The organism is Shewanella sp. DC2-4 (genome assembly GCF_013248875.1).
Taxonomy (GTDB): domain Bacteria; phylum Pseudomonadota; class Gammaproteobacteria; order Enterobacterales; family Shewanellaceae; genus Shewanella; species Shewanella oncorhynchi.
The window spans coordinates 4,152,954-4,178,419 of record NZ_JABRVR010000002.1 but is presented as its reverse complement, the minus strand read 5'-3'; the positions used below and the strand labels follow the sequence as shown (position 1 = coordinate 4,178,419).

General features: G+C 44.9%; 27 protein-coding genes and 1 pseudogene. 14 read left to right on the top strand and 14 right to left on the bottom strand.

What is annotated here, in order from left to right; translation table 11 throughout:
• Nucleotides 1-7 precede the first annotated feature (7 nt).
• Both HQQ92_RS18920 and rimK read left to right on the top strand, forming a co-directional pair.
• Complete coding sequence (locus HQQ92_RS18920) at nt 8-1,723, top strand: bifunctional diguanylate cyclase/phosphodiesterase (protein WP_131523939.1); 1,716 nt, start codon at nt 8-10, stop codon at nt 1,721-1,723.
• Nucleotides 1,724-1,902: 179 nt separating this feature from the next.
• Nucleotides 1,903-2,808, top strand: coding sequence for a 30S ribosomal protein S6--L-glutamate ligase (gene rimK, locus HQQ92_RS18915; protein WP_113939182.1), 906 nt, complete (start codon nt 1,903-1,905; stop codon nt 2,806-2,808).
• 58 nt (nt 2,809-2,866) lie between these two features.
• Here rimK and HQQ92_RS18910 read toward each other — a convergent pair whose 3' ends face one another.
• From HQQ92_RS18910 to HQQ92_RS18895, 4 genes are all read right to left on the bottom strand, one after another.
• Nucleotides 2,867-3,559, bottom strand: a complete 693-nt coding sequence (locus HQQ92_RS18910) for a TorF family putative porin (RefSeq protein ID WP_105250314.1) — start codon at nt 3,557-3,559, stop codon at nt 2,867-2,869.
• A gap of 290 nt (nt 3,560-3,849) precedes the next feature.
• Nucleotides 3,850-4,122 carry an HU family DNA-binding protein gene (locus HQQ92_RS18905; RefSeq protein WP_006079990.1) on the bottom strand — a complete coding sequence of 91 codons (273 nt, stop codon included), beginning with the start codon at nt 4,120-4,122 and terminating at the stop codon, nt 3,850-3,852.
• 159 nt (nt 4,123-4,281) lie between these two features.
• Nucleotides 4,282-5,079, bottom strand: coding sequence for a response regulator (locus HQQ92_RS18900; protein ID WP_105250312.1), 798 nt, complete (start codon nt 5,077-5,079; stop codon nt 4,282-4,284).
• Nucleotides 5,080-5,161: 82 nt separating this feature from the next.
• Nucleotides 5,162-5,542 carry a hypothetical protein gene (locus tag HQQ92_RS18895; RefSeq protein WP_105250311.1) on the bottom strand — a complete coding sequence of 127 codons (381 nt, stop codon included), beginning with the start codon at nt 5,540-5,542 and terminating at the stop codon, nt 5,162-5,164.
• Nucleotides 5,543-5,669: 127 nt separating this feature from the next.
• On the opposite strand from HQQ92_RS18895, the gene HQQ92_RS18890 reads away from it, so the two are divergent.
• The gene (locus tag HQQ92_RS18890; protein WP_173247618.1) at nt 5,670-6,179 is read left to right on the top strand and encodes a DUF4240 domain-containing protein; all 510 of its coding nucleotides are present in this window, start codon (nt 5,670-5,672) and stop codon (nt 6,177-6,179) included.
• Between the two features lie 13 nt (nt 6,180-6,192).
• Here HQQ92_RS18890 and HQQ92_RS18885 read toward each other — a convergent pair whose 3' ends face one another.
• Both HQQ92_RS18885 and HQQ92_RS18880 read right to left on the bottom strand, forming a co-directional pair.
• Entirely contained in the window at nt 6,193-6,507 is a 315-nt protein-coding gene (locus HQQ92_RS18885; RefSeq protein ID WP_173247615.1) for a hypothetical protein, read from the bottom strand.
• A 135-nt stretch (nt 6,508-6,642) separates the two neighbouring features.
• The gene (locus HQQ92_RS18880; RefSeq protein ID WP_105250308.1) at nt 6,643-6,951 is read right to left on the bottom strand and encodes a hypothetical protein; all 309 of its coding nucleotides are present in this window, start codon (nt 6,949-6,951) and stop codon (nt 6,643-6,645) included.
• 278 nt (nt 6,952-7,229) lie between these two features.
• Here HQQ92_RS18880 and HQQ92_RS18875 point away from each other — a divergent pair, with 278 nt between their 5' ends.
• Nucleotides 7,230-7,754 carry a DUF3016 domain-containing protein gene (locus HQQ92_RS18875; protein ID WP_173247611.1) on the top strand — a complete coding sequence of 175 codons (525 nt, stop codon included), beginning with the start codon at nt 7,230-7,232 and terminating at the stop codon, nt 7,752-7,754.
• Nucleotides 7,755-7,797: 43 nt separating this feature from the next.
• On the opposite strand, the gene HQQ92_RS18870 is transcribed toward HQQ92_RS18875, so the two are convergent.
• Together HQQ92_RS18870 and HQQ92_RS18865 are read right to left on the bottom strand one after the other, a co-directional pair.
• Nucleotides 7,798-9,555: a GGDEF domain-containing protein gene (locus tag HQQ92_RS18870; RefSeq protein WP_131523945.1), complete on the bottom strand. Its 1,758-nt coding sequence runs from the start codon at nt 9,553-9,555 to the stop codon at nt 7,798-7,800.
• Between the two features lie 165 nt (nt 9,556-9,720).
• Nucleotides 9,721-10,029, bottom strand: a complete 309-nt coding sequence (locus tag HQQ92_RS18865; RefSeq protein ID WP_105250305.1) for a prephenate dehydrogenase — start codon at nt 10,027-10,029, stop codon at nt 9,721-9,723.
• A 48-nt stretch (nt 10,030-10,077) separates the two neighbouring features.
• Here HQQ92_RS18865 and HQQ92_RS18860 point away from each other — a divergent pair, with 48 nt between their 5' ends.
• Nucleotides 10,078-10,980 carry a TraB/GumN family protein gene (locus HQQ92_RS18860; protein ID WP_173247609.1) on the top strand — a complete coding sequence of 301 codons (903 nt, stop codon included), beginning with the start codon at nt 10,078-10,080 and terminating at the stop codon, nt 10,978-10,980.
• A 33-nt stretch (nt 10,981-11,013) separates the two neighbouring features.
• Here HQQ92_RS18860 and HQQ92_RS18855 read toward each other — a convergent pair whose 3' ends face one another.
• Nucleotides 11,014-11,787 carry a methyltransferase domain-containing protein gene (locus HQQ92_RS18855; RefSeq protein ID WP_173247606.1) on the bottom strand — a complete coding sequence of 258 codons (774 nt, stop codon included), beginning with the start codon at nt 11,785-11,787 and terminating at the stop codon, nt 11,014-11,016.
• Nucleotides 11,788-12,465: 678 nt separating this feature from the next.
• On the opposite strand from HQQ92_RS18855, the gene HQQ92_RS18850 reads away from it, so the two are divergent.
• Complete coding sequence (locus tag HQQ92_RS18850; protein WP_081729006.1) at nt 12,466-13,296, top strand: MaoC/PaaZ C-terminal domain-containing protein; 831 nt, start codon at nt 12,466-12,468, stop codon at nt 13,294-13,296.
• 80 nt (nt 13,297-13,376) lie between these two features.
• On the opposite strand, the pseudogene HQQ92_RS23950 reads toward HQQ92_RS18850, so the two are convergent.
• Nucleotides 13,377-13,475 (bottom strand): annotated as a pseudogene (locus HQQ92_RS23950) (oxidoreductase); the annotation flags it as partial.
• Nucleotides 13,476-13,642: 167 nt separating this feature from the next.
• Between HQQ92_RS23950 and HQQ92_RS18845 the strand changes: the two are divergent.
• Nucleotides 13,643-15,355, top strand: a complete 1,713-nt coding sequence (locus HQQ92_RS18845; protein ID WP_173247604.1) for a formate--tetrahydrofolate ligase — start codon at nt 13,643-13,645, stop codon at nt 15,353-15,355.
• Nucleotides 15,356-15,439: 84 nt separating this feature from the next.
• Here the strand turns inward: HQQ92_RS18845 and HQQ92_RS18840 are convergent, their stop codons facing one another.
• The gene (locus HQQ92_RS18840; RefSeq protein WP_173247601.1) at nt 15,440-17,098 is read right to left on the bottom strand and encodes a mechanosensitive ion channel family protein; all 1,659 of its coding nucleotides are present in this window, start codon (nt 17,096-17,098) and stop codon (nt 15,440-15,442) included.
• Between the two features lie 233 nt (nt 17,099-17,331).
• Between HQQ92_RS18840 and HQQ92_RS18835 the strand changes: the two genes are divergently transcribed.
• A complete protein-coding gene (locus HQQ92_RS18835) occupies nt 17,332-17,661 on the top strand; it encodes a hypothetical protein (protein ID WP_105250300.1) in 330 nt (109 codons plus the stop codon).
• Between the two features lie 146 nt (nt 17,662-17,807).
• On the opposite strand, the gene HQQ92_RS23885 is transcribed toward HQQ92_RS18835, so the two are convergent.
• Nucleotides 17,808-17,933 carry a hypothetical protein gene (locus HQQ92_RS23885; protein ID WP_105250299.1) on the bottom strand — a complete coding sequence of 42 codons (126 nt, stop codon included), beginning with the start codon at nt 17,931-17,933 and terminating at the stop codon, nt 17,808-17,810.
• Between the two features lie 288 nt (nt 17,934-18,221).
• Between HQQ92_RS23885 and HQQ92_RS18830 the strand changes: the two genes are divergently transcribed.
• The 6 genes from HQQ92_RS18830 (at nt 18,222) to rraB (ending at nt 23,094) form a co-directional block, all read left to right on the top strand.
• On the top strand, nt 18,222-18,512 hold the full coding sequence (locus HQQ92_RS18830) for an ABC-type zinc uptake system zinc chaperone (protein ID WP_168827349.1): 291 nt from the start codon (nt 18,222-18,224) through the stop codon (nt 18,510-18,512).
• A gap of 81 nt (nt 18,513-18,593) precedes the next feature.
• Nucleotides 18,594-19,778: a hypothetical protein gene (locus HQQ92_RS18825; protein WP_105250297.1), complete on the top strand. Its 1,185-nt coding sequence runs from the start codon at nt 18,594-18,596 to the stop codon at nt 19,776-19,778.
• Nucleotides 19,762-20,670, top strand: a complete 909-nt coding sequence (locus HQQ92_RS18820) for a metal ABC transporter solute-binding protein, Zn/Mn family (RefSeq protein WP_173247598.1) — start codon at nt 19,762-19,764, stop codon at nt 20,668-20,670. Before HQQ92_RS18825 ends, HQQ92_RS18820 begins: the two co-directional genes overlap by 17 nt.
• 4 nt (nt 20,671-20,674) lie before the next feature.
• A complete protein-coding gene (locus HQQ92_RS18815; protein ID WP_173247595.1) occupies nt 20,675-21,475 on the top strand; it encodes a metal ABC transporter permease in 801 nt (266 codons plus the stop codon).
• Nucleotides 21,476-21,636: 161 nt separating this feature from the next.
• Nucleotides 21,637-22,380, top strand: a complete 744-nt coding sequence (locus tag HQQ92_RS18810) for a 1-acylglycerol-3-phosphate O-acyltransferase (RefSeq protein WP_105250295.1) — start codon at nt 21,637-21,639, stop codon at nt 22,378-22,380.
• 306 nt (nt 22,381-22,686) lie between these two features.
• Complete coding sequence (gene rraB, locus HQQ92_RS18805) at nt 22,687-23,094, top strand: ribonuclease E inhibitor RraB (protein WP_113939164.1); 408 nt, start codon at nt 22,687-22,689, stop codon at nt 23,092-23,094.
• An 82-nt stretch (nt 23,095-23,176) separates the two neighbouring features.
• Here rraB and HQQ92_RS18800 read toward each other — a convergent pair whose 3' ends face one another.
• Together HQQ92_RS18800 and HQQ92_RS18795 are read right to left on the bottom strand one after the other, a co-directional pair.
• The gene (locus tag HQQ92_RS18800) at nt 23,177-24,151 is read right to left on the bottom strand and encodes a sensor domain-containing diguanylate cyclase (protein ID WP_131523954.1); all 975 of its coding nucleotides are present in this window, start codon (nt 24,149-24,151) and stop codon (nt 23,177-23,179) included.
• An 18-nt stretch (nt 24,152-24,169) separates the two neighbouring features.
• The gene (locus HQQ92_RS18795; protein WP_028759518.1) at nt 24,170-25,165 is read right to left on the bottom strand and encodes a response regulator; all 996 of its coding nucleotides are present in this window, start codon (nt 25,163-25,165) and stop codon (nt 24,170-24,172) included.
• Nucleotides 25,166-25,466: the final 301 nt, after the last annotated feature.

Sequence of the window (25,466 nt, the reverse complement as noted above, 5' to 3'; positions counted from 1 at the left end):
TGAGTATATGGATTTACTACTGATCGATGATGATGAAGTTGATAGAACTGCGATCATCCGAGCACTCAGACAGTCAAAGTTGACTTTTAATGTGGTCGAAGCAAATTGTGCATTTGATGGTTTAAATCTCGCATTAGAACGTCATTTTGACGGTATTCTATTGGATTATTTATTACCCGATGCTAATGGCTTAGAAGTGTTGATCAAGCTCAATGCCATGACGCAAGACCAGACCGTAGTCGTTATGCTGAGTCGCTATGAAGATGAGAAACTGGCTCAACGCTGTATTGAACTAGGGGCACAGGACTTCTTGCTTAAAGATGAGGTTAACTCGCGGATACTAACCCGTGCAATTCGTTATGCGAAACAAAGATCTTCAATGGCGTTGGCGTTACGCAATAGTCACCAAAAACTAAAAGAGCTAGCTGAACACGATTCGTTGACTAAGCTGGTTAATCGCTATGGTTTTGAACTTTGTCTTAATCGAGCGATAGCAAGGGCCAAACGTTGTCACGACTATTTAGCCGTTATCTTACTCGATTTAGATGATTTTAAAGCGATCAATGACACTCTAGGCCATCAGACGGGGGATATTCTTTTAGTTAAAGTAGCCGCTCGATTAAGTGAAGTACTACGAGATGGCGACATTATTGCCCGTTTAGGTGGGGACGAATTTGTCGTGCTAGTCACTGATAATGATTATAAATATTTCCCTATGATTGTGGCTAATCGATTGTTAAAAGTGTTTGAGGACGTGTTTTGTCTCGGTGATAACGATGTGCTTATTGGTGCCAGTATCGGCGTGGCTTTTTATAATGAAGCGGCTTCGAACAGTTCTGAGCTGATGAAATGTGCCGATATCGCTATGTATCGCGCTAAAAAAATGGGCCGAAACCAGATTCAGTTTTACTCAGAAGCTTTAGATAAAGAGGTGCGTTACCGTAATCATATCGAGTCGAGTTTGCGTACTGCCTTAAAAAGAAATGAATTTAAGGTTCATTATCAAGCGCAAGTGAATGCGAAAACCCATCAGCTGGTGGGGATGGAAGCCCTTATCCGATGGCAGCATCCTGTAGACGGCATTATCACCCCAGATCAATTTTTACCCATAGCCGAAGAAATTGGATTAATGGAGGACATTGATGATTGGGTGCTTGAACAAGCCTGTATTCAGGCACAGGTTTGGTTAACCCAATTACAGCCAACAGGGAGAGAATTTACCATTGCCGTTAACCTGTCTGCATCGCAAATTGGAAATGAGAACCTGTTTGATAAAATAGCGAATACGCTGACTAAGACAGGACTTCCTGCTGTAGCATTAGAGCTTGAAATTACTGAGAATTGCCTTATTGAAGATCCCCATGAACATGCCAAAATGCTCGATAGAATCGCCGAGTTAGGGGTGCGTTTTGCCCTTGATGATTTTGGGACGGGTTTTTCGTCCTTAGAACATATCAAATTGTTTCCCATTAGCGTGCTGAAAATCGATAAAAGCTTTGTCGCTTCCTATGATAAGGATGATAAAGACACTCGTTTGCTCGCTGCATTACTTAACTTCGCCCATGGGTTTAATGTCATATCAGTAGCTGAGGGCGTTGAAACAATTGAGCAGGCTGAGTTTTGTACTTCTCGCCATTGTACTGTATTACAAGGTTATTTGTTTTCTCGTCCCTTAGATGCAACGGAGTTTGAGGCTAAGTATATTCTGCCGCTGTTAACTTAAACCGAGTTCCGAGTGTGATAGGTCTTGAAGTATTTCATTAGCATAATGATTTCGTCTGGTGAGGAATATTTTCTTGCTTTACACTGAGCAATAGACAAATATCAGCCCCTTTTTCTGTCGCTGTGCTTTTGGTGCCGCAGAACGGTTTATTCACTCATGCTTAAGTTGGTCACTCAGCAATGAAAATAGGTATTTTATCCCAATTCCCCCAGTTGTATTCAACACAACGTTTAGTCGCGGCTTGCCAAAGTCGTGGACATGAAGCGGTCGTGATCAATACGCTGAATTGCTATATGAATATTAATTCTATTAAACCTAGCATTCATTATGAAGGTACTGAATTAGTTGGGTTTGATGCCATCATTCCGCGTATTCATGCTAGCGTGACTTTTTATGGTTGTGCCGTTGTACGTCAGTTTGAAATGATGGGCGTATATGCCGCGAATGATTCAATCTCCATTGCGCGTTCGCGGGACAAATTGCGGGCACTGCAACTACTTTCCCGCAAAGGGATTGGCATGCCAGTGACGGGTTTTGCCAATAAGCCAAATGATATCCCAGATCTCATCAATATGGTGGGCGGCGCTCCGTTAGTCATTAAATTACTCGAAGGCACTCAAGGGATTGGTGTCGTACTCGCTGAAACTAAAACGGCTGCTGAGAGCGTGATTGAAGCATTCTTGGGGCTCAAAGCGAATATCTTAGTGCAGGAATACATTAAAGAATCCAATGGTAGTGATATTCGTTGTTTTGTTGTCGGTGACAAGGTTGTTGCTTCGATGAAGCGTCAAGGTCCCGAGGGCGATTTCCGCTCTAATCTGCATTTAGGTGGTTGTGGTGAGGTGGTAAAAATCACCTCTGTTGAGCGTAAAATGGCTATTGCTGCTGTGAAGGCGATGGGATTGGTTGTCGCGGGAGTCGATATTTTACGTTCTAACCGTGGCCCACTGATCCTTGAGGTTAATTCGGCGCCTGGCATTGAAGGGATTGAGCAAACAACAGGGATTTCAGTGACTGAGCCCATTGTTGAGTATATCGAGAAAATGGTTGCGGCCCGTAAAACAAACCGGTCAATTATTGCCTAGTAGGTGATGGTGATAAAACGACGCCACTTTTTAAGGTGGCGTTTTTTATGTTTAGAGCTTATAGATCAAAACTGTAGGAATATCCGAGTACTAGTTTGGCATCATCATCGGTGAGATCGGTATCTGAGACCATAAATGACACTGTGCCTATACTGGTATCTGCGCTGAGAGTCACGTTATAGTCGGCATAATTATCTTCGCCAAACCAAGATTGGACGACATCACCGTTTGAGTAACCATAGTGTACTGATAAACTCAGCTTTTCAGTGAGAGGTACGGATACCGTCGCGGCAAGATAACTGAGATCTTTATTATCTAAAGGATCGGCGGCCAGATCGTCACCGGCATTGATGACTTGGGAGTAAGCCAGTTCGAGCCATTTCCACGTGACAGCAGCATGGAGCTCACCAAAATCAATACTGCCCGGCGCGTCTGGATAAGCGTAGTAGAGATAGCCAAAGTCGTAGCTGATGTCTTCGGTAATACTGCCGCCATAACCTGCATATAGATCAAGCTCGTAGCTAGTATCATCACCAAAATCCACATTCGATGCCCAAGTTCCCGCATAAAATCCAGAATCGTGGCTGTAGTCAAGGCCACCTTGGATTGCGACTGCATCTTTAGTTTGGGTCGCACCGCGCCATAGGTAATTAGAGGTACCGCCAATGTTGCCTGATACGGCTGCAAAGGCGTTGCCTGCCAGTAACATTCCCGTCGATAAGGCCAAAACGCTGTACAGTGATTTCTTCATGCTCATCCCCTCGATTGACTTATTTATCGATTCACCATTGGCACACTCAAAGTCAGCTGTGTTCATTAGTGCATCTTGGTTTTTTCTAAGGAAGGATTTGCTAATCACATGCCACTATTACAATGCCATGTAAAACAAAGGATTAGAGCTTGCAATGTTAATGAAATGTTTTTATTTGCCAGTTTGTGGGGCAGAGGCGCACTTTTGTTGTGCAAAAAATATTCAGTGCTTCACTGGGATTGGGCAAAAAAAACGCCTCACAATGGAGGCGTTGTATTGAATTTTATAACTTAGTTTACGCTGTCACGTAGGGTTTTACCCGCTTTAAACTTAGGCACTGTCGCTTCAGCAATTTGAATTTCTTTACCAGTTTGTGGGTTACGGCCAGTGCGAGCGGCACGAGTCGCTGTTTCAAAAGAACCGAAACCTACGATGGAGATTTTGTCACCATTTTTCATTGATTCGGTAATAGCTGCTTCAAAAGACTTCAATGCGCGTGCTGCTTCTACTTTCGTTAGATCGGCATTTTCTGCAATTTTGGCGATTAGTTCAGTTTTGTTCATTTTTATTGTCTCTTCTTTCCGTAGATTTATTTGAAATAAGCGTGCCTAACATGCCATAAGGTTTAACACTTGGAAAGCCTTTTGCGTCTAGCGTGCAGCAGGATGTTCAGTAAAGCGCAGAATATTTACTCAGTTCGTGACTTAAGTTTTATTCTGGTTTTATTCTTCTAACAGTTGATAGAGTAATTTTTTAACAAGTTTGGGTTCAAAGGGTTTGTCACATAAGGCATTTACACCCGCTTGGGACACATTGCTGAGGTGGGTATCGTTGGCTTCGGAAGACACCATCAAGATGGGAATGTGCGATTGTTGGCTTTCATTGCGGATAAATTGTGTCAAAGCTAGCCCATCTACACTCGGCATATTGTAATCAGTGATCACTAAGTCGAACATATTGTGTTTCATTAACGCTATGGCTTGCGCGCCATCCTCGGCCTCGGTAATCAGCTTCATCCCTAAGTTACCAATCGTACGTTTAATGACGTTTCTTGCCATACGGCTATCATCGACCACTAATACACGCACATCTTGTACATCGAAATTACTGAGGTCGAGTTCATCGTGGCTGAGTAAATCAATCGTGGCATTCAATGCTGTACCTAAATGGTCGGCACTGAAGGGTTTAGGTAGAATCGCTACTACACCCGATTGGCGGAATATTTCAAGTTGTTCACGGCGGCACTCACTCGAGACCAGCATAAATTGGATATCTTTGCAGTCAGCGTTGGCCCTTAAGTAGCCCAAGAGATCGATGGCAGTGCCATCATCGAAATGCATGGCGCTCGCAATAAGGTCAGGTTTATGGCGAGCAATAATATCTTTAGCCGCTTCTATGTTTTCTGCGGTTTGAATGCTGAGAATGCCTTCTTGTTGTAAGCGCTGAATAATAATTCGACGCTGTGTCTCTGAAGGTTCTACTAAAAGAATGGAAAGTTCGCTGGGCGATAAATGGCTCATAGTCTACTTCAAGTTAAGAGTCGTAAGTATTTTACTGGGTCGCTAAGCTACGCTATTGATAACAGCTTAGCAACAAAGTCCATTACTGAGTTTGGCGGGTCAAATAGTGTCTCGTGACCTTAGAAAATGCGATCCAATACTGCACGAGTAAAATAACAATAATGCTCACTGTGAGTGGCAACATAGGAATGTTGTGGCCAGAAACAACCACTTTTACATCCTCAGGGGTAATGCGATAGGCAATAATTGCTGTAATCCCCAGTGCCGAGAATCCTAAGGTTTGCATGCCAATATAAATTTTCAACACTAAGCTAGACCACGGCGCGCGTATGAGTATGCCAACGAGCACGGGGAGGACACCTAGGGTGAATACATCAAGGGATTGAGTCATCACAGTACGCCAAAGTGCAGCAATGCTGAAGAGGCAATATAACGTGATCAGTAGTATAAGACGTTTAGGCATAAATGTATGTGTAGACAGGTAGCGTAGAAGATGAGCAAGTGTAGGAAATGCCCTAATCCGAGTCCAGTATAACCGTAATATCGTGTAGAATATGCCTTTTTGCTAGAGGCTCTAATAGGTGACGTTTATGACAGAAGTTGAGTTTTGGGGGTTAGTCACGCGAACGGAAGCTGCGCAATCACAGGAGTCTTTGACTCAAGCACTGAAGCAGAAACTTGCCGAATTGAGTAATGAAGAGTTAAAAGCTTTCGATAAAATCTTTGGTCAGCAGATGCGCCGTAGTTATTTGTGGTCTGTTTGGGGGGCGGCTTACATTATTACGGGCTGTGATTCTGAATATGCTTTTGCCGAGTTTAGGTGTTTTTTGATTTCACTTGGTAAAGAAATTTTCGAAGGTGTGGTTAATCAGCCTGACACCCTAGCACGTTTAGTCGCTTGGCCAGAGCGAGATGCCTATGCTTACCCTTTTGTAGATGAATACGACCTTATCGCAGGGCAATTATACGAAGATAGAACTGGTGAGGAACTGCCCTTTATGCCATCGGGCAAGGCGACGCCCGTGGGGAAAAAATTTAGCACTAAGCCCAAGGATTTAAAGCGGCAATACCCTGAGCTGAGTGCCCGTTTTCCATTTTAGTCTTGGCAATACCTTATGAGCGTAAGCAAGCGTTGGTAGTGACATCGAAGGTCATGCCGTATTTAGGGCAGATGTCGCTCATAAACTCATGTTCTTGCGCGGTTAATTGTTGACTAAAATCTTGCTTAAGCTGCTCTGTCATTTGATGTTCAGCCGCATTTTGCATCTGAGCCAATTTGCTCAAATGAGTGTTAACTGCCTGTTGCTGGCTGATGGTCAATGGCGCAGCTTGGCTTGAAATACTTACGCTAGTTCCGATTGTCAGCAGTGCCAATAAAGCGAGTTTTCGTGAATATGGGTTGAATAGATAAGCCGTTTTTAGGTTCATAGGTAAGCTCCAAGTTAAAAATTACGTTTAACACGTTAGTTCTAAATCGTGCATCCTTAGACGGTAAAGAAAACGAGTTGTACTGTGAGGAGCGGAGTTTATTGTATAAATATTGAACCTATGCTGAATGGTTAGTTAGTGCTCATTCTTCATTTCTTCGCATTGAAATCCTTGCTTACGAGTATCGAACTGGCACATAGATCCACATTCCCAAGGCACATTGTCGTAGAAGGCAGATTGTTCGCGTGCAAAATCGCGGCAAGTATTATAGCTGTCAAAGTTATCGGTTTTTTTATATTTTCCTGAATCATAGCCATGGTTGTAGATAAAGGCTGACCAAGTTTTAGGGCCAGTATTTTTGTCACTCGGGGAGATAAACCAAATCGCACTTACGACGCAGGTAAACAGGATAAGAATGAACACAGGTACAACAGGGAATTTCATTTTTTATTAAGTGGGCAATGTAAACAATAGCGGAAGGATAACGCTTTTTTTGTCGTTATGCGCGTGAAATGTTCACAAATTGATAACTATGCACTTACTTGGTGCAATTTCGATACAAAAAGATACGTATCGGTTGTGATGGTTAAATAATATTTACTTAATTATACAAAAGCTTACGACACATTTGCTGTACTTATATCAGTTTTGCGTTAAGCTCTAGTTCAGGTTAGATTTTGTACTGTGGTTCTCAGAAAGTTATCTAGGCCTTGGAGGCAAACATGAAAATTCAGTCCCTTTTACTCGCAGGTGTATTAAGTTGCAGTGCGGCTTGGGCGGCCGATGAAGCGCCTGTGGATCCCGTCACCGAAGATGGTGTGGTTAAAATTGTTTGGCAAAGTCCTAAAGATTATCGCGATATAAAATCATCAGGGGAGCTCCAATCCCGTTATGAGAAGCGCTTATTTGAAACCTTAACTGAAAACATCAATAAAGAAGCTGCAAAGATTTTAAAGCCAAATCAAAAGCTTGAAATGACCATTACCGATGTTGATCTGGCGGGTGATATGCGTCCAACATTTGGTGCGACCGCCAATGATTTACGCATTATCAAAGACATTTATCCGCCGCGTATGACTTTTTCTTATCAAGTCATGGAAAACGATAAAGTGATTATCGCGGGCGATGAAAAACTGTCGGATATGGGGTTTATGGGTGGGATCCAATCTTTAAATGATAAACCTTTTATTTACGAAACCAAAATGTTAACCGAGTGGTTAAAGAAGACGATTGCACCACAACTTTAATGACCCATATCGGTCGCTAATGCTGAGTATTAAAGCTGTTTAGCTATGCCGTTAGTGCCTGAGTGTCGATAATCAGATGATTTTCTAACAGGTAAAATCCGTTATTTGCGGATTTTGCCTGTTTTTTTGCCCTAGCGCTTAAGGTCGATAGACTATGTTCATGGGCGTTAAAGGTGAGTGCGGGTGGTAAAATGCCTACACACAGACTGATCAATTGATGGTAACAGGCTTCACCTTTTCTATCGTCGGCGAGCATTTCTTGGGCCAGCCAGTGCTCGGCGCTATAAAACAAATGCTTATGGGTTTCAAAATCCGCTAGAATTCGCTGGCAACGGCTGATCATATGCTCACAGGTGCTGATAATTACAAAGTCATCGCCGCCGACATGGCCAACAAAGCAATTGTCGCTTTTATACTTCAGTAACAGATTCGCCACTTCACAAATCACTTCATCGCCACGGCAAAATCCATAAATATCGTTATAGGGCTTAAAGTTACACAGATCAAAATAGGCTAGATAAAAATGTTTCTTTTGGATCTTAAGGCGTTTTAATTCCTCTTGAATGGGCACATTACCCGGCAAATCTGTAAGAGGATTCGCATGGCGCGCCATCTTAATTCTGTGCTCTGTGATCCTTTGTAGCAAATCCTTGGTATGGCCTATGCCGAGTAGTTTACCACGGCGAAGGATAATGAACTGTTGCGCTACCGTATTAGCACTCTCTGAGGTCAGTAATTGACTTACGGTGGATAACGGTTCGTTGGCCTCAATCTGGATGACTTGCGGGTCCATTACTTCACTCACAGCATGATTTTCATGTAAGGCGCGACCATAGGGTGTGCTGAAGAGTTCAAGTAAGGTCGCGCGGCTGATAATACCGAGTGGCAACTGGTTATCGACCACTACAACCGCCTGTAATGCAGGTTGCGAGATAAAGGTGTCACTTAAGAATTTGAGTTTAAGCGTGGGCACTACGGTTATGGCACTCGTGCACAGGCTCTCGGCCGATTCGCTGTATCTAGGTTGAATTTGAGTATTGCTCGGCACTAAGGTCGCTTTCATCGCGCGGCAGGGTAGTACTTCTGGACGGCCGAGTAAGTAGCCTTGGCAATAGACGATACCCAGTTGTTTGAGTACGGCTAATTCCTCTTGCGTTTCAATTCCTTCGGCTATCACTTTGCAGGTTAAACTTTGGCATAACTCCACAATCGAGCGGACAAATTCCTGTTTGACGGGAGTCGAATCAATCTGATGGATAAAGTGACGGTCGATTTTGACATAGTCGGGTGACAATTCTGACCAGAGTCTCAGACCCGAATAACCTGCACCTAAGTCATCGATCGCTGTTAAAAAACCTTGGCTACGATAGTGATTCAAGCAGGATTTGAGTAAATCGATATCATCGGCGGGATATTGCTCTGAAAGTTCAATCACAACCTGTGATGGCGCTATGCCAAGTTGTTGCAGCAGTTGTAAGGTCATGCCCTTGGGGTGGGCAGGATCTAATAATGCCTTGGGCGAGATATTGATAAACAGCTTGCCTTGAAACTGACGCAACTTAAATTGCTCGAGTGAAATACGGCGACAAAGGGTTTCTAGCTCGCTTAATTTACCTTGATGTTCGGCGGTCTGAAATAGCGGGACTGGGGAGTATAACGGGCTGTGTTCAGGGCCACGGCTTAACGCCTCAAAACCATGAATTTTATGTTCTAATATATTGAAAATTGGCTGAAATAAGGGACTGATTGCAGCTTTAGAGATTATTTTATCGAGCTCTTTAGCCAGATCTAAACTTGTCATTACGTCAGCCCCTTCGTCTATGTGAGCGGAGTCTATGACTTAGAAATGACAAAATGATGACAGTTTTGGGGAAGCTTAGTGCTATCTATCTGTGTTGGTGGGCTTGATTAGATATGCTATGGAAAGAGCTGAAATCTAAGGTGAGTTTCAGCTCCTAATCTCGGTTTAGCTTTGCTTCTTAAAGGCCTGCAATGTTTGCAGTAATGCGCCTAACTGACGCACATAGGTTTCGAGTTCTTTAGGATCGAGCGTTTGATGTTCTTCCATGCGAGTTAAGTCATCGACCAACTCTTGCACATAGGGCAGAAAGCGATTACTCGAAGCGATAAAACCTTGTTCTGCCGTGAATATGCTGGTGAAGTTTCCATGGCCAGCTTTCTTTAGCTCATCTAACTTAGCGTCGGCGTCTATGGCTTGGCGATAGGCGATTTGAAGATTTTCTTTCAGTTGCTCTATAACCTTGGTATGTGGCATAACAGCGTCTCATTGCAAAATTTGCAGGAATTATAAGGGGCAAAGGATATGGCAACAAGCCAATGGCGACTAATTGCATCAATCAGTTTTCTGGCGTTAGCGGGTTTGAGCACAAAAGTGGTGGGTGCAGAAACCGATAAACCACCATTTTATGAAGTGCAATGGCAAGGCAAGAGCGCGTATTTGCTGGGTTCGATTCATATTGGACGTGCCGACTTTTATCCTTTACCCACCCAAATTGAAACCGCGTTGGGTAAAGCTAAGGGCTTAGTTGTAGAAGTCGATATCAATAAAGTCGATAGCACAGCCTTACTGCAACAATACGGCCGCGCCGATAAAACTAAGGGTTTAGATTGGCAGAGCCGAGATAAGCAAACGGTCGAGAGCATGACGCCCTATTGCGCGGCCACGGCAAATGTTTGTCAGTCGATACAATCTTTCGCACCTTGGTTGCAGGCTACTCAAGTTAACTTATTGCGTTATAACGACTTAGGTTACAGCACGGATTATGGCGTTGATATGCAGTTGATGGCTCTATATGCGACTTTGCCTGTGTATCCGTTGGAAACCGCCGAGTCACAATTTCAATTGTTAGCGTCTTTTAATAGTCAAGAGCAGTGGTCTATGGTGCGTGAGGCGATTAGCGCATCGGATGCGGAGCTTTTATCGTTAATAACGGCTTGGCGTTCAGGTAATGAAACTGAGCTTGATTCCATAATGCAGGAGCAAATGGGCGGCGAGGGCGACACTAAAATGCTAGAGAAAATCCTCTGGCAGCGAAACCATGCGATGGCCGATGGCATTATAAAATTAATGGGCTCGACTGATGTGGCTTCACCTTTGTTTGTGGTGGTTGGTGCTGGCCATGTGGTGGGGGATAAAAGCGTGGTGCAATTGCTAGAGCAAGCAGGCGCCAAAGTGAGCGCCTGCTGGAAACAGACTTGTCAGTAATCGTTTAGGCAGCGCGTTTGTAACGACGCGCGTTCACACTGCAGAGCTTTGCCCTAAAAAGTGCACATATCGGCCGAGGGAAATATAGGGTTCGCGTTGCGAGTACTCCAGCTCCATTTGTAGCAGCTTGTGATAGTCGAAATCCGCAGGCTGACTCTTTTTCAAATAGTCGTGGATTACACGTACGCCAGACTGGCTGATGAGTGACATTTGCCATTCGCTAAACCAATCTTTAACTTCTTGAATATAAAGCGGATGAGTGGGAGTTAGTCGCACTTTCTTCTTCACTTTTAAATCAGCGGCGACGTAATCGAAATTGCCCGACACTAAAGCATGAAAGCGCATGGCTTCTTTGTTGTAAAACATCAAAGAGAATAATCCGCCGGGTTTTAGCATAGTAAGTAAACCTGCTACAGTTGGCTTAGCATCCGTTAACCATTCAACGACCGCATGACACAGTATGATATCGAAATAACCATGGTTATCGACCGATAATGCTTGGATAGGCGCATGGATAAGCTGGATAGCTAATGGTTCAGGGGAGGCATCAATTTGTTCTTTGGCTTGAGCCAGCATCTCAGCAGAGATATCGCAGAGTACAACTTCGTGGCCGAGGCGCGCTAATCTTTGGCTAAAGTAACCAAAACCACCGCCCGCATCTAATACTCTGAGTTTTTTATCCCCCAGTTTTGCCAGCGCGGGGACGAGGTCGCGCCATAGCACTGCGGCACGAATTTCGCCCTTGGGCGTACCATAGATGTTTTTCGCAAATTTTTGCGCGAGCTTATCAAAATTCTTATCTTGCACGTGATAACTAGGTTAAGGAGAGTGGAACGATAGTGTGGCACAGTCGTAAATTTTTCGCACTCTGGAGATGTTATTGCCGAGTTGAGATGGATAAATTTGCATCGTTAATTTTTAATCTATTGATTTTATTTGTAGTAATTATTCCTACTAAACTTAGGGATACACAGAACTCAGTGCTCTGGGTTATAATCACGCCGTTTTCGCCAAACCTGACTCTATATACCCAAGCGACCTGAAGATACGAGTTTCAGAGCGCCTAGGGTGCTTCAATTCAAGGCGCATCAATGACAGAATATCGGCCACCTTTTGAATTGATGCAACACGGAAGTGAAGTGCCCTAGGCGCTCCGTCCCGGCGGGTTTTAACGCACTTTATGCTGTGTTGGTTATTTTGAACTTAGTCCACTAGGTCCGCAAATAACCGCCTTGCCTAAAGTGCGTTAAATTCCCGCTGAATCCTGCATTTTCAGGTTGTTTGGGTATAGTTGTCCATTCGGAGAGTCAGCATCAGCCCTTATTAAGACGCAGCACTGCCTGTTTTACACTCGTTATCAGCTTGATTGATCAGACGTTACTCGTCTGTGCGGGGTAATTTATGGCAATGTATTTTTGTGCCAAGGGATAGTTAATTAAAAGGTACTCAGACTTGAATAATGCATATTGTGTTGAATTGAACGCGATGCCGTCGCTGTTTTCTCTTTATCGCAAGATCTTCTTTGGCCGTAAGCCTGGTTGGGATCAACAGCCGTTGCCCCAAATCAAGGTGACCGCGCCGCATGTGACTGTGTCTGAAGCTAAAGTAAGCCAATATGCGCAGGTGTGTGGTTTTCAATTTGACGGTAAAGTTTTACCGCCAACCTATCTCTACGTGATGGCATTTCGCCTGCATGCGGTGATCTTTACCCACGATGGGATCACTTTCCCACTGCTTGGGATGATCCACCTTAAGAACCGCATTCAAGTGTATCGGCCTGTGACGGTTGACGAGACTTTCTCCCTCGAGTGCGCCTTGACCACGAGCCGCGAGACGGATTCTGGCTTAGAGTTTGAATTTGTGTCTAAGGCGTTTGTCGGTGAAGAACTCGTCTGGGAATCGTTATCCACCTATTTATATCGTATCGATGTGGCTGGACGTCGCGTTCGCCCACCTAAAGCCATTGATATGGCATGGGAAACACCACAAAGCTGGAGTTTGAGTGAAGATTTAGGTCGTCGTTATGCTAAGGCATCTGGCGACTATAACTTGATCCATCTGCATCCCGTGCTTTCAAAGCGTTTTGGCTTTGATCGAGTGCTCGCCCATGGCATGTGGTCTAAGGCCCGTTGTTTAGCAGAGTTGATGCCAAGTATTGGCGATCGTCCATTCACTGTGGATGTGACCTTTAAGCTGCCACTTTTGATGCCTGCCGATGTTGGATTTGGCTATGAGCAGAATGCTAATAATATGGTATTTGAATTACGTGACAGCAAAGGCCGTCGCCCCCATTTAAGTGGCGATGTGCAGTTTTAAGCCGCACTCAATAATACATACAACAACGGCGCCTTCTGGCGCCGTGGTTGTTTATGGTTGTTGCTTTTGAGAAACAAAAATCAAGGTACGCTGTGACCCATAGATGCCTGCCAGATACTGAACCATTGCTGGCGATCGAGCTGGATCTCATTTGAGGCAACGGCACTCTTGAGCCGCTCGGACGCAGGGCAGATTATTTGATGCAGATTAAGGAATCGCTCATTAACCCTTTCGACGGCTATATATCTTAAAGCCAATCACCTAATATCCGCCCTATTCAATGAGTGTTGTGCTTAGCAACCCCTCATACTAAACCAAAGCGTATTTGAAAGGGAGAAATCGACGCATGTTGACAGATATGGATATTTCGAATCGCGCTAGCCTAAAAGACATTAATGAACTGGGCGCCGACTTAGGTCTATTACCCGAAGAGATGATGCAATTTGGTCACACTAAAGCCAAGGTCGAGCTCAGTGTGTTGCAGCGTTTGGCTGGGCAGCGCAAAGGCAAATTGATTATCGTCACCGCAGTTACGCCTACGCCACACGGCGAAGGTAAAACAGTGACGAGCATTGGCTTAACGCAATCGTTAAATGCCATAGGCAAAAAGGCCTGTGCCTGTATTCGCCAGCCCAGCATGGGGCCTGTATTTGGGGTGAAAGGTGGCGCTGCGGGTGGCGGTTATGCGCAAGTGGTACCCATGCAGGAGATGAATTTGCATCTCACGGGTGATATTCATGCCGTGAGCAGTGCCCACAATTTAGGGGCTGCGGCGATTGCGGCGCGGCTATTTCATGAAGCGCGCTTAGGTAAGGCGGAATTTGAGGCGCAATCTGGGCAAGCGTTTTTGGATATCGATCCCAGTGAGATCCGTTGGCACCGAGTGGTCGATCACAACGATCGCTGTCTTAGGCAAATCCAGGTGGGCTTAGGCGATAATAATGGCCCAGAGTACGCATCCAGTTTTGATATCACCGCCGCCTCTGAGTTAATGGCGATTTTAGCCTTAAGTCATAATTTGGCAGATATGCGGGCGCGGATCGGTCGTCTAGTGCTGGCGTTAAATACCCAAGGGCAAGTGATTACCGCCGAAGACTTAGGTGTCGCTGGTGCGATGACGGCCATCATGGCGGATGCGATAAAGCCGACGTTAATGCAGACTTTAAATGGTTCACCTTGCCTGATCCATGCGGGACCCTTTGCCAATATTGCCCACGGTAATTCATCCATTATTGCTGATGATATCGCCCTCAGACTGGCGGATTTTGTGGTGACTGAAGCTGGTTTTGGATCAGATATGGGCTTTGAAAAGTTCTGTAATATCAAAGTGCGTCAATCGGGTCAGGTGCCGGCTGCCGCTGTGCTGGTCACCACCTTAAAAGCGCTGAAGGCCAATAGTGGTTTGGTGTCTGAGTCAGATATCAATCTACCAGATCAGGCTCGACTCGAAGCAGGCTTTGCAAATTTAAACTGGCATATCAACAATGTGGCTCGCTATGGTATTCCGGTGGTGGTTGCCATTAACCGTTTCGCCACTGATACTGATGCCGAGTTGCAATGGCTAACAGCGGCTGTTAACGCGAGCAGCGCCTTTGGCTGTGAGGTCAGCGATGCTTTTAGCCAAGGGGAGGCGGGCGCTGTCGCCTTAGCGCAGACTGTGGTTCGCGCCGCTGAAACCGAGAGTCAGTTCAAGCTGTTATATTCAGATGAAGCCTCATTGGAGGCTAAGTTATCCACCTTAGCCGAGGTGGGGTATGGCGCAGCGGGCGTTAGCCTTTCTATCGAGGCCAAACAACAGGCGCAGCAGCTGACCGTATTAGGTTATGGACATTTGCCCCTGTGTATGGCCAAAACGCCGTTATCAATTAGTCACGATCCTAGCTTAAAGGGCGTTCCTCAGGACTTTGAGATCCCAGTGCGGGATTTAGTTTTGCATGCTGGTGCGGGGTTTATCACCGCCTTGGTGGGGAATGTGATGACTATGCCAGGACTTGGGCTGAAACCGGGTTACTTAAAAATTGATATTGATGCGCAAGGTGAGATAGTCGGCTTAGGCTAACACTTGATACAGAGATTGATAGGCCAGAGATAAAAATAAGGGCGAGCTCATTGCAACGCCCTTCTTCTCTCGTTTAACGCTGGTTTAAAGCGGTGATTTCGTAGTTTGATAGATATGCACATCACGCTGTGGGAAGGGAATACTGATCCCTTCGGCGTCAAAGCGCATTTTCACTTCGCGGGTAATGTCCCAATACACTTCCCAGTAATCTTCCGGTTTTGCCCAAGGGCGAACGATAAAGTCGACCGAAGATTCGCTCAATAGATGTAGTTTAATCGTCGGTTCTGGTAATGGTTGTACCTTAGGATGCGCTTCGACGATAGACTTGAGAATCGCTTCAGCCTGTTCGATGCTGTCGCTATAACTGATCCCAAAGGTCATATCGACTCGACGTTGATGCTCTGCTGTGATGTTGTTAATTGTGTCACCCCAAATCTTATTATTAGGAATAATAAGACGTTGGTTATCCATGGTTTTAATCGTGGTGGAGACAAGGCTCATGTGACTGACGCGTCCAGTGACGCCAGCGGCGTTGATCAAATCGCCCACATCATAGGGACGGTAAATTAAGATCATCATGCCTGAGGCGAAATTCGACAGGGTATCTTGCAGGGCAAAACCAATAATAACACCCGCGATACCAAAGCCTGCGAGCAAGGGACCAAGTTCGATCCCAAGCTGTGAAAGGGCGATTAACAGCCCGATAGTAAAGACGGCTTTACCTGATAGCGAGGTGAAGAAGTCTTGTAATAACTTACTTAAATTCAACTTAGAATTGCTAACGGTATTTTTCACTATCTGTTTGGCTAACTTGCCGGCGAGACCCGCAATAAACAAGATCAAACAGAAAACAAATAACTTAAACACGACGGTTGGGCCGTGATTAATCGCTTGTTCTTGTGCCGTATTTAGCCACTGCTCAACGAGGCTTGATGCCACATCAAAGTTCAACACATCTTGAGTGATATCACCTGAAACACTAAAGAGTGTCTTTTTCAGCGCGGCGGTATCATGGCCTAAGGCGTCGAGTAGGCTGATGTCGATATTTAAGCTCTGACTATTCTGTGCTAAGCGTTCCTTTAGCATCATTACGTGGCTGGTTTGTGCCGAAGTGACATCTTTACCTGCATTGGTTGCGGTATCGATTGCTGCTTGTAGTTGCTGCTGGGTATAAGTCACTAAACTTTCTAGCGTATCGGCACGAGTTACTAAAATTTGCATCAGTGATTTTTCTGTTTCGCTAATATCTTGGCCAACTTGTTCGAGCCAAGTGAGTGTCTCGAGTTGTTGCTTGTAATAGGTGTCTTTTTCTAATTCGCGCTTTGATATTTCCAGCAGAGTCGCATCATCTGTGCTCGAACCTAATTGCTGTTCTAATTTACTAATGTTGTCATCGATATAAGCATCAATTTGTTGGATGTAGTTAAGTTGTCCTTGGATTAATGGTTGCAGAAAAGCTTTGTCGATTGGCGTTGCTTCGAGCAGATCTTTAATCTTATTACGTAACTGTAAGGTTTTGTTTTGAATTCGATATTCAACAATTGTCTTCAATTCGCCTTTGGCATTTTTTAGTTTACGTATATCCGTATCGATAGCCTGTTGCAGCATTGCCAGTTCTGCCTTGAGTGTTACAGGAGTGCTGGATGGGCTTTCGGTTGCCGTGACTGGTTCAGTTTGCGCTTGGGATGAAAGGCTCAGTAGTGGTATTAGCAGGGCAAACACGAGAGCGAGGTAGCGGTGCATAGGAGTGATCTTAAGTAGAAATATGTCTGAGTATGATAGATGTTGCCGGATCTACTGTAAAATATCTGCGAGTGAAATAGCCCTTGGAATTAAACTTTTTGGGAAGGGTTGATTTGAGCTTAACCTTGAGTGCGGTGCTTTATCTGCTTTTTCCGACATTTTGGGTATTTACAGGCCGAACTCTAGTCGGTATCTGCTAAACTTGCGCATCGTTATTTAGGAATCGTGTTTTCATGTTGTGTTCCCATTGTAATCAATACATCAAGGTCAGTGACATTAGCCAGCAAAGAGGTAAAGGTTTCGACGCTCAAGTGCGTTGCCCCCATTGTTCGGCTTGGTTAGGCCGCAGTCCAACATTGGCTAAACTCAAGTTATTAGGATTTTATTTGAGTGTGTTTACGGCGGGATACAGTTACTTTGATGCCTCTGTGCGGTATTTTGCGATCCCTGTAATGATTTTTTCGTTGATGTTGTTGTTTGTGAGCCATTTTATGGATCAAGTCATCACCATTGAAGCGCCCGAGCAAGTCGATGATAGCGATCAAAGACAGAAGTATCGTTAGGCTAATAAGTGGATTCGTCATGGATAGGAAAATCAGCGGTACAATTTTCCAGAGATGAACATCATTTGAGCGCCTTTAGCAGGCGCTCAAAATGCAACTAAGAGGATTTAAGGGGCGAACTGCAGCCGCGCTTAATGAGTCTTTGTTTACTGCACGACTTGTTCTTGACTCGTTAAGGAGTGCTCAACGTAATAAATACCACCAAATATCACCGCGCTGAAGATGACTATCCCTAAGATAAGCCCTAAGTTTTCACGAAAAAATGCTAGCATAATAGTTGCCTTTAGGTGGATAAAACGGAGCCATATCGAGCTTGATTTCGTCATTGTGCTCGCAGACATAAAAACTAAATACACTATAGTTACACTCACTTAAGCTAATCTTAAATGCGTTTTTTTACCTGAGTTCTCGCAAGATCCTACCGCTATTGATACAAGGAGTTATTGGTAAGACTGGGTACCTCAAATATCTTGTAACCTTTTGCAAAGCGATTACCTTATTGCAACTTGCTATTGCACTGACATAGACTTATGCAACTTTTTAACTATGGGGACGACTGAGTGAGACTTAAAAGTCACATTAGACGCACAATTTCGATATGGCTTGCTGCCGTACTGATATTGCTGTCTCTTGCTGCCTCAGCCCATAGTGTGACCCATCTTGATGATGGCGCTAAGACTCACTGTACCCTGTGCTTCCATCAACACCAACTCAACAAGATTTTATTGACCCATCCGCTGACGCTGAATTTAGCTATACAGCATTTCGATGTGGTCGAATTTATTTTACCTTCCTCTATTTTTGAACACGTCAGTGTTTATCGCAGTCGTGCGCCTCCCTTCGCTCTCTAAATCAACTTAAAATTTTAACTTATTGTATTTCTTGATGACTTTATATCAGTCGTCGAGTGCTAGTTGTATTTTGGAGATATCATGACTGTTTTAAATACCCGAATTTCTTTGGTGGCTTTGGCGTGTGCGCTCGTTTCGCCTAGCTTATTTGCAGAAGACTCGAGCTTGACCAACCCTAATATCAGTGGTGTGCTAAATGGATATTATCAGACGGGAGAACGCCCATTAGCCGAGAGTCCAGATGGCTTTGGTTTAGGTGAAACTGAACTGGCGATGAGTGCCAATATCGATGATATGTTTTACGGTAAAATCACCGCAGTAGTTGAAATGCATGACGGTGAGACGGAACTGAATCTGGAAGAAGCCTTTATTCAAACCATGGCGATGCCAGCGGGGTTTTCTATCCGTGGTGGCCGTTTCTTATCGGACATTGGTTACCTCAATAACCAACATTTACATACTGATTCCTTTACCGACCGTCCTGTGGTTTACCGTGCATTCTTAGGGGGACATTATTTTGATGACGGTATACGTTTTAACTACGTAGCGCCGACGGACTTGTATTGGACCATGGGCGTTGAAGCCTTTAAAGGCGATAGTTTACGTGCTGCCGATGAGCATGGTGAGCGTGAGTTTAAGAAGGTCGGTGTTTATACCTTGTACTCAAAAATTGGTGGCGACATAGGCGATAACAGCTCATGGCAAGCGGGGTTGAGTTACTTGCGCAACGAAAATGGCCAAGTGACTGCCCATGAAGAAGGGGAACATGAAGATGAGCATGCCCATGGTGATGAGCACGAAGGTCATAGCCATGCCGCATCTTACACAGGTAAAAATACCTATGGTGCTGATTTTGTTTATAAGTGGGCGCCTAACGGTAACTACAAATATCAAAATCTCACTGTGAGCGGTGAGTACTATCGCGTGAGCGATTTTACTCCTATCGATTTACATCCTGAGGATGCACCGAGCCAAGATTATCACCAAGGTTGGTATTTGAGCAGTGTGTACCAATTCACGCCTAGCTGGTCAGCGGGTGTGCGTTACGGTGAAGCGGATACCCAAGAGCTCCATGGCGATCATTTTCATGGGCAAAAGTTGAAGGAATCGGAGGTGAGTTTGGCTTGGCATTCTAGCCATTTTTCAACGGTTCGTTTCCAGTATACCAATCAAAAGGGTACTAACTTCGATGGAATAGAAGACGATAACATCTTCACTATTCAATACATTATGTCTCTGGGGGCTCACGGTGCGCATCAATTCTAATTTAGCTAAATTGGCCGCAGTGGCCTTATCTGTCACTTACACTGGTTTGGCCCATGCCGAGCTGAATGTGTTTGCCTGTGAACCTGAATACGCGGCATTGACCAAGGAGCTTGCTCCAACGGCTAGCATCTATTCGGCAACGACGGCATTACAAGACCCTCACCAAGTGCAGGCGCGTCCGAGTTTGATCGCTAAAATGCGTCAGGCGGATCTTGTGGTGTGCGCAGGTGCCGATCTTGAAGTGGGTTGGTTGCCTATGCTGCAGATGAAGTCGGCAAACGCAAAAGTGCGCTCGACCGAGCAAGGCTTATTTTTCGCTGCCGATCAAATCGAGACCTTAGATAAACTGGCCACTGTCGATCGCAGCATGGGTGATGTGCATGCTCAAGGCAATCCACATATTCATTTTGACCCGACGCGACTGTTAAAAGTCGCCACGGCATTGAGTGCTAAGCTGGTTCAGTTAGATCCTGCTGGCGGGGCCGATTATCAACAGTCACTGGCAGATTTTACCACTCGCTGGCAAGCTGCTGTCCCACGTTGGGAAGCGCAAGCTAAGGGATTACAAGGTAAAAAAGTGATCGCTTACCACTCTAGCTTTAGATACTTATTCAACTGGATTGGTATCGAGCAAGTGGCAGATTTAGAGCCAAAACCGGGTTTAGCCCCCACTAGTGGCCACTTAGCGAGTCTGCTGACGCGCGCCGAGCAGGGGGATATTCTGGCCGTAGTTGTGGCATCTTATCAGGATGAGCGCGGTGCAAAATGGCTGGGTGAAAAAGCGAACTTGCCCGTGGTAATGCTGCCTATGTCTGTGGGGGGGAATGATAAGAGCCAAGATTTATTTAGCCTGTATGACAGCGTGATTTCCCTCTTAAATGGAGTGAAATAAACCTATGTTTGATCTTGAGCTGATGTCGATTCTGTTACCTGCATTGGCAGCGGGGATCTTAGTGTTGTCGACGCATATTGTACTTGGGAGACAAGTGCTTAAGCGTGGCATCATTTTTATTGATTTAGCGATAGCGCAAGTTGCCGCTTTAGGCGCGATTGTCGCTCACATGGACCACAGATTAGAAGATATGCCGTTTGCTAATGTGTGGATGCCAGCGCTGTTTGCCCTTGCGGGTGCAGGGTTTATCGCTTGGTTAGCTAAGCGTATGGCGGGTGAGTTGGAGGCTATGATTGGCTGCTTTTACGTCTTGTCTGCGGTGGCCGCAATGCTGTTGCTGGCAAACGACCCACATGGCGCCGAGTTGTTAAAGCAATTGATGTCAGGTCAGATCCTGTGGGTAAGTTGGTCACAACTGATTTTGCCGGCCGTAGTGTATTCACTGGTGTTATTAGCGATATTCCTACGCCCCCAGATGTTAGACGGGGCAGGATTTTATCTGCTATTTGCGCTAGTGATTACCTTATCGGTGGAATTAGTAGGCGTTTATCTGGTGTTCAGTACCCTGATATTGCCAGCTTTAGCGTTGAACAAGTACCGTGGTAAAGGTCAGCTATTTTACGCTTACCTCGTCGGTTTACTGGGCTATGTTTTGGGCTTAGTTCTATCGGCGACCTTAGACCTCCCTAGTGGTGCGGCAATTGTCGCGACTTTGGCCGTGAGTGCCTTAGTGATCCGCTTTGTGTTAAGTAAAGTCTCGCCTCAGGCAACTGAGTCTGAAATCCTACCCAAGCACCACGCTTAGTTCGATATTAATCTTAAAGCCCATCGATACACTGGAGGTTCAGTATATCGATGGGCTTTTTTGCTTGCTTGTTAGCAAGTCAGCTTACAGATGTAAACAATATATTGAGTCCCAAAGCCATGGTGGCTATACTGTCGCCACTTTTACAGTCGGAGTAAATCGTGCTTTTAATCGTCAGATCAATGTTGTTGGCGGTATCTTTGTTGCTTGCCTTTATTTTTGGTGGCTTAGTGTGTTTATTAAGGCCTCGCCATCGCGACAATGTACATATGTTCGCCAAGATCTTCTCATCGGTTGCGCCAATCCTTGGGATTAAAGTGATTGTTCGCCGGCACGAAGATGTGCAGGACGGCCCGTATATTTTCTTAGCAAATCATCAGAATAACTTTGATCTCTTTACTCACACGACAGCAGTTCCTAAAGGTACAGTGAGTTTAGGCAAGAAGAGTTTGGCGTGGATGCCGCTATTCGGTCAAATCTATTGGTTGTCAGGTAATATTCTTATCGACCGTAAAAACCGTCACAGTGCCTTTGATACTATGGCTAAAACGGTTGAAAAAATTAAGCAGAAGAATCTATCCGTATGGATTTTTCCTGAAGGTACACGTTCGCGTGGTCGTGGTCTGTTACCTTTTAAAGCGGGAGCTTTCCATACTGCAATCGCGGCGGGAGTGCCAGTGGTGCCAGTGGTTGCTTCGTGTCAGAGCCATATTAAGTTAAATCGCTGGAATAATGGTGTCGTCATCATCGATATGATGGCACCTGTGCCGACCGCAGGTTTAGATAAAGCCGATGTGAAAAACTTCTCTGCGCAAATTCATGCCAGCATGTCGGCGAGATTTGCTGAGATAAATCAAGAAGCGGCAGCACTTATGGGTAAAACTCTCGCGAGTGATGACGTATAATATACCCAAGCTACCTGAAGATACGAGTTTCAGAGCGCCTAGGGTGCTTCAATTCAAGGCGCATCAATGAAAGAATGTCGGTCACCTTTTGAATTGATGCAACACGGAAATGGAGTGCCCTAGGCGCTCCGTCCCGGCGGGTTTTAAAGCACTTTATGCTGAGTTGGTTATTTTTAACTTAGCCCGCTAGGTCTGCAAATAACCGCCTTGCCTAAAGTGCGTTAAATTCCCGCTGAATCCTGCATCTTCAGGTTGTTTGGGTATAATGCCAATTTGAGCCAGATTTACCTTAACGGAGACAAATCCATGTCTATTGAAAGTCAGTTAAAAGCCCAACTTGCAGAGAATCGTGACATAGTGCAAGCCCTGCTTGACGATGGCTCAGAGCCTGATGCGGAATATGTTATTGAGCATCACTTTTCATCGACCAATTTTGACCGTCTTGAAAAAGCGGCTGTGGATGCCTTCAAATTAGGTTTTGAGGTGAATGATGCCGAAGAAATGGAACTGGAGGATGGTTCAATTATCTTCTGTTTCGATGCTGTCGCACACCACAAACTGGATGTTGAATTACTGGACAAAGCGGCCGAGCAATTGCTGCAATTAGCGGTAAAGCAGAAAGTGGAATATGACGGTTGGGGCACCTATTTCGTCGGCGATGAAATGGATGACGAAGAAGATGAAGACGAAGAAGATGATGGTTTCCCTCATTAATTCGTTTGCGGATCTCGAGTTTAATCTCCACTCGTTTTAAATAAAAATGCCCATCATTGATGGGCATTTTTAATGGGTATATTTAGGATTTACTTGTTTTACTCGTATGTAAAACACTGCAGTTACGGCCTTTTTGTTTCGCTTCGTACAGGGCTTTATCGGAGCAAGAGATCCAGCTAGAACTGCTGGTAATATGGGAGCCAATTTCACATACGCCTAAACTTACCGTCACAGTAATCTTAAGGCTTTCATACACTATGACGGATGCGGCGATTTTCTCCCTGAGTCGCTCGGTAAAGTTCATCGCATCTGCGCCGCTGGTTTTAGGCAATACAACCGCAAATTCTTCGCCGCCATAACGCCCTGCACAGTCAGTATCACGTAAGGATTGGCTGAGTAAGTGGGCGATATGCTGAATGACTTTATCACCCGCCACATGACCATAGCTGTCGTTGATATGTTTAAAGTTATCGATATCTATCATGACTAAACTTGCTATACCTGAGTAGCGGGCATACAAGTCGTACTCGTGGTCTAAACACTCTTGCCAATGACGACGGTTGTGCAACTGAGTTAGACCATCGGTTTGGCTAAGGCGTTCGAGTTGTTCGTTGGCAGCTTTAAGTTGCAATTTGTTGATGGCGATATCTGTCACGTCATAAATAATCACACTGATATGGGTCACTTGTCCCGTGAGCGATGCCAGCGGCAGCAGGGTCACGTTCTGGTACATATAGTCTGCACGGCCTGTAATCGGGCGATAGTTTTTAAATTGGAAAACGTACGGACGTTGTTCCCAGCTGATAAAAGCACGGTTTTTAAGCATGAAAACCGATTCCATTTTCTGCTTTAACCAAGTGGCAGGCAGATCGGGGAAGCGGGTAAATAGGTTTTGACCTTTGATTGAATTAGGGGAAACACCGCTGTGATTCTCCATAAAACCGTTCCACAGCTGGATATTGTAATGGCGATCTAATACCACTAATCCCACCTCTATGGTTTGTACCATATCGATGAGCCAGTGTAGTTCGTTCATTGCGCTTTGGTCATTTGACATAGGATAAAATCCAACTGGTTAATCGAGTAAATAGCCGAGTTTATAGCTAAGTGTGGGGATAGAATCCTCGGTGAAGAGCAGTAGCAAATCGCATTGAATATTATGATCTTCAATCCGATAGTTGATCTCCATTGCCAAAGTTCGGTGCCATTTCTCTGAATTATCATGGATCAGATCGTTAACCGTGCAGTGCCGTCCCAGCACGACAGGGTGAGCCTGACTAAATTTCATATCGAGCTGTTCAGAAATGCCGTTAAGGAAAGCGCCTATCAGTACGTTTCCAGTATCAATTAGGACTTCTATCTCAGTATTTTTGTCTTCTGGATTAGCTAATCCCATCAACTTGGCCATGTCTTTAAAGCTGGAATCATGGAACAAAAGCAGGGCTTCTCCCGCAATACCCGCACCGATAAAACCTTGGCAGAGCGCTGATACAGTTGAGCTTTCTTCCGTGGCTTTGAGCGCCATGGTTAACTCACTGACTTCAAGCACGTTCACATTAGGGATAGGTAGTAACACGAATACATCGAGTAACTTAGCTAACAGATCGGCGGCGCGTCCCATGGCAACGTTGGCTATTTCTTGGCAAGCGTCGCGCATGTCGACTTTGATCATCGGGACTTCGTCGGTGAGATCTTTCTGCGTCAGCGTTAAGATGCCGTAATCTTGTAAAATGTTGCTGATGGCATCGGCGCTCACCGGTTTTTGAATAAAATCTAACGCACCCAAGGCTTTAACCCGCTCGTGAGCTTTGATTTGAATATCGCCGGATACCACAATAATCAGCGCGGGTAAGTCCTGTTGCTGCACTGTTTGCAGTACTTCATAACCGTCCATTACAGGCATGTTGAGATCGAGAAACACCACTTCGCCTTTTCCAGCGCGGATGGCATCAAGGCCTTCGGCACCATTGGTCGCATAAGTTATTTCCACATCCCACTCTTTGGGGAGTGTGCGGGCCATTTGCTTACGTGCCATGGCGGAATCGTCACAGATGAGTACAGATATTGACATGCTGACTAGTGATCCTTATTTGCCCATTTATTGAAGATAACACTTATTTTTTAGGTCTGACTGACGAATTGCGTTCTTCGGGCAAGTCTGATTAATATCTTTTATATGTAACTTATAGATATCATTGATAAATTTATATTTTCTGATGGCATTAAAATTTGAATCATTGTTGAATCAAATCATGCTGAATCTTAAATTGAACTGGCTAATGTTTAGTAAATAACAAGGATATAGTGACTAAAAAAGGACTATAGAATCCATATATGACTGCCCAATCATCCTTCGCTGCAGGTAGCATTGC

Coding starts and splice junctions, on each gene's coding strand:
- HQQ92_RS18920 (WP_131523939.1), top strand. CDS start 8: ATGGATTTACTACTGATCGATGATGATGAAGTTGATAGAACTGCGATC.
- rimK (WP_113939182.1), top strand. CDS start 1,903: ATGAAAATAGGTATTTTATCCCAATTCCCCCAGTTGTATTCAACACAA.
- HQQ92_RS18910 (WP_105250314.1), bottom strand. CDS start 3,559: ATGAAGAAATCACTGTACAGCGTTTTGGCCTTATCGACGGGAATGTTA.
- HQQ92_RS18905 (WP_006079990.1), bottom strand. CDS start 4,122: ATGAACAAAACTGAACTAATCGCCAAAATTGCAGAAAATGCCGATCTA.
- HQQ92_RS18900 (WP_105250312.1), bottom strand. CDS start 5,079: ATGAGCCATTTATCGCCCAGCGAACTTTCCATTCTTTTAGTAGAACCT.
- HQQ92_RS18895 (WP_105250311.1), bottom strand. CDS start 5,542: ATGCCTAAACGTCTTATACTACTGATCACGTTATATTGCCTCTTCAGC.
- HQQ92_RS18890 (WP_173247618.1), top strand. CDS start 5,670: ATGACAGAAGTTGAGTTTTGGGGGTTAGTCACGCGAACGGAAGCTGCG.
- HQQ92_RS18885 (WP_173247615.1), bottom strand. CDS start 6,507: ATGAACCTAAAAACGGCTTATCTATTCAACCCATATTCACGAAAACTC.
- HQQ92_RS18880 (WP_105250308.1), bottom strand. CDS start 6,951: ATGAAATTCCCTGTTGTACCTGTGTTCATTCTTATCCTGTTTACCTGC.
- HQQ92_RS18875 (WP_173247611.1), top strand. CDS start 7,230: ATGAAAATTCAGTCCCTTTTACTCGCAGGTGTATTAAGTTGCAGTGCG.
- HQQ92_RS18870 (WP_131523945.1), bottom strand. CDS start 9,555: ATGACAAGTTTAGATCTGGCTAAAGAGCTCGATAAAATAATCTCTAAA.
- HQQ92_RS18865 (WP_105250305.1), bottom strand. CDS start 10,029: ATGCCACATACCAAGGTTATAGAGCAACTGAAAGAAAATCTTCAAATC.
- HQQ92_RS18860 (WP_173247609.1), top strand. CDS start 10,078: ATGGCAACAAGCCAATGGCGACTAATTGCATCAATCAGTTTTCTGGCG.
- HQQ92_RS18850 (WP_081729006.1), top strand. CDS start 12,466: ATGCCGTCGCTGTTTTCTCTTTATCGCAAGATCTTCTTTGGCCGTAAG.
- HQQ92_RS18845 (WP_173247604.1), top strand. CDS start 13,643: ATGTTGACAGATATGGATATTTCGAATCGCGCTAGCCTAAAAGACATT.
- HQQ92_RS18840 (WP_173247601.1), bottom strand. CDS start 17,098: ATGCACCGCTACCTCGCTCTCGTGTTTGCCCTGCTAATACCACTACTG.
- HQQ92_RS18835 (WP_105250300.1), top strand. CDS start 17,332: ATGTTGTGTTCCCATTGTAATCAATACATCAAGGTCAGTGACATTAGC.
- HQQ92_RS23885 (WP_105250299.1), bottom strand. CDS start 17,933: ATGCTAGCATTTTTTCGTGAAAACTTAGGGCTTATCTTAGGGATAGTC.
- HQQ92_RS18825 (WP_105250297.1), top strand. CDS start 18,594: ATGACTGTTTTAAATACCCGAATTTCTTTGGTGGCTTTGGCGTGTGCG.
- HQQ92_RS18815 (WP_173247595.1), top strand. CDS start 20,675: ATGTTTGATCTTGAGCTGATGTCGATTCTGTTACCTGCATTGGCAGCG.
- rraB (WP_113939164.1), top strand. CDS start 22,687: ATGTCTATTGAAAGTCAGTTAAAAGCCCAACTTGCAGAGAATCGTGAC.
- HQQ92_RS18800 (WP_131523954.1), bottom strand. CDS start 24,151: ATGTCAAATGACCAAAGCGCAATGAACGAACTACACTGGCTCATCGAT.
- HQQ92_RS18795 (WP_028759518.1), bottom strand. CDS start 25,165: ATGTCAATATCTGTACTCATCTGTGACGATTCCGCCATGGCACGTAAG.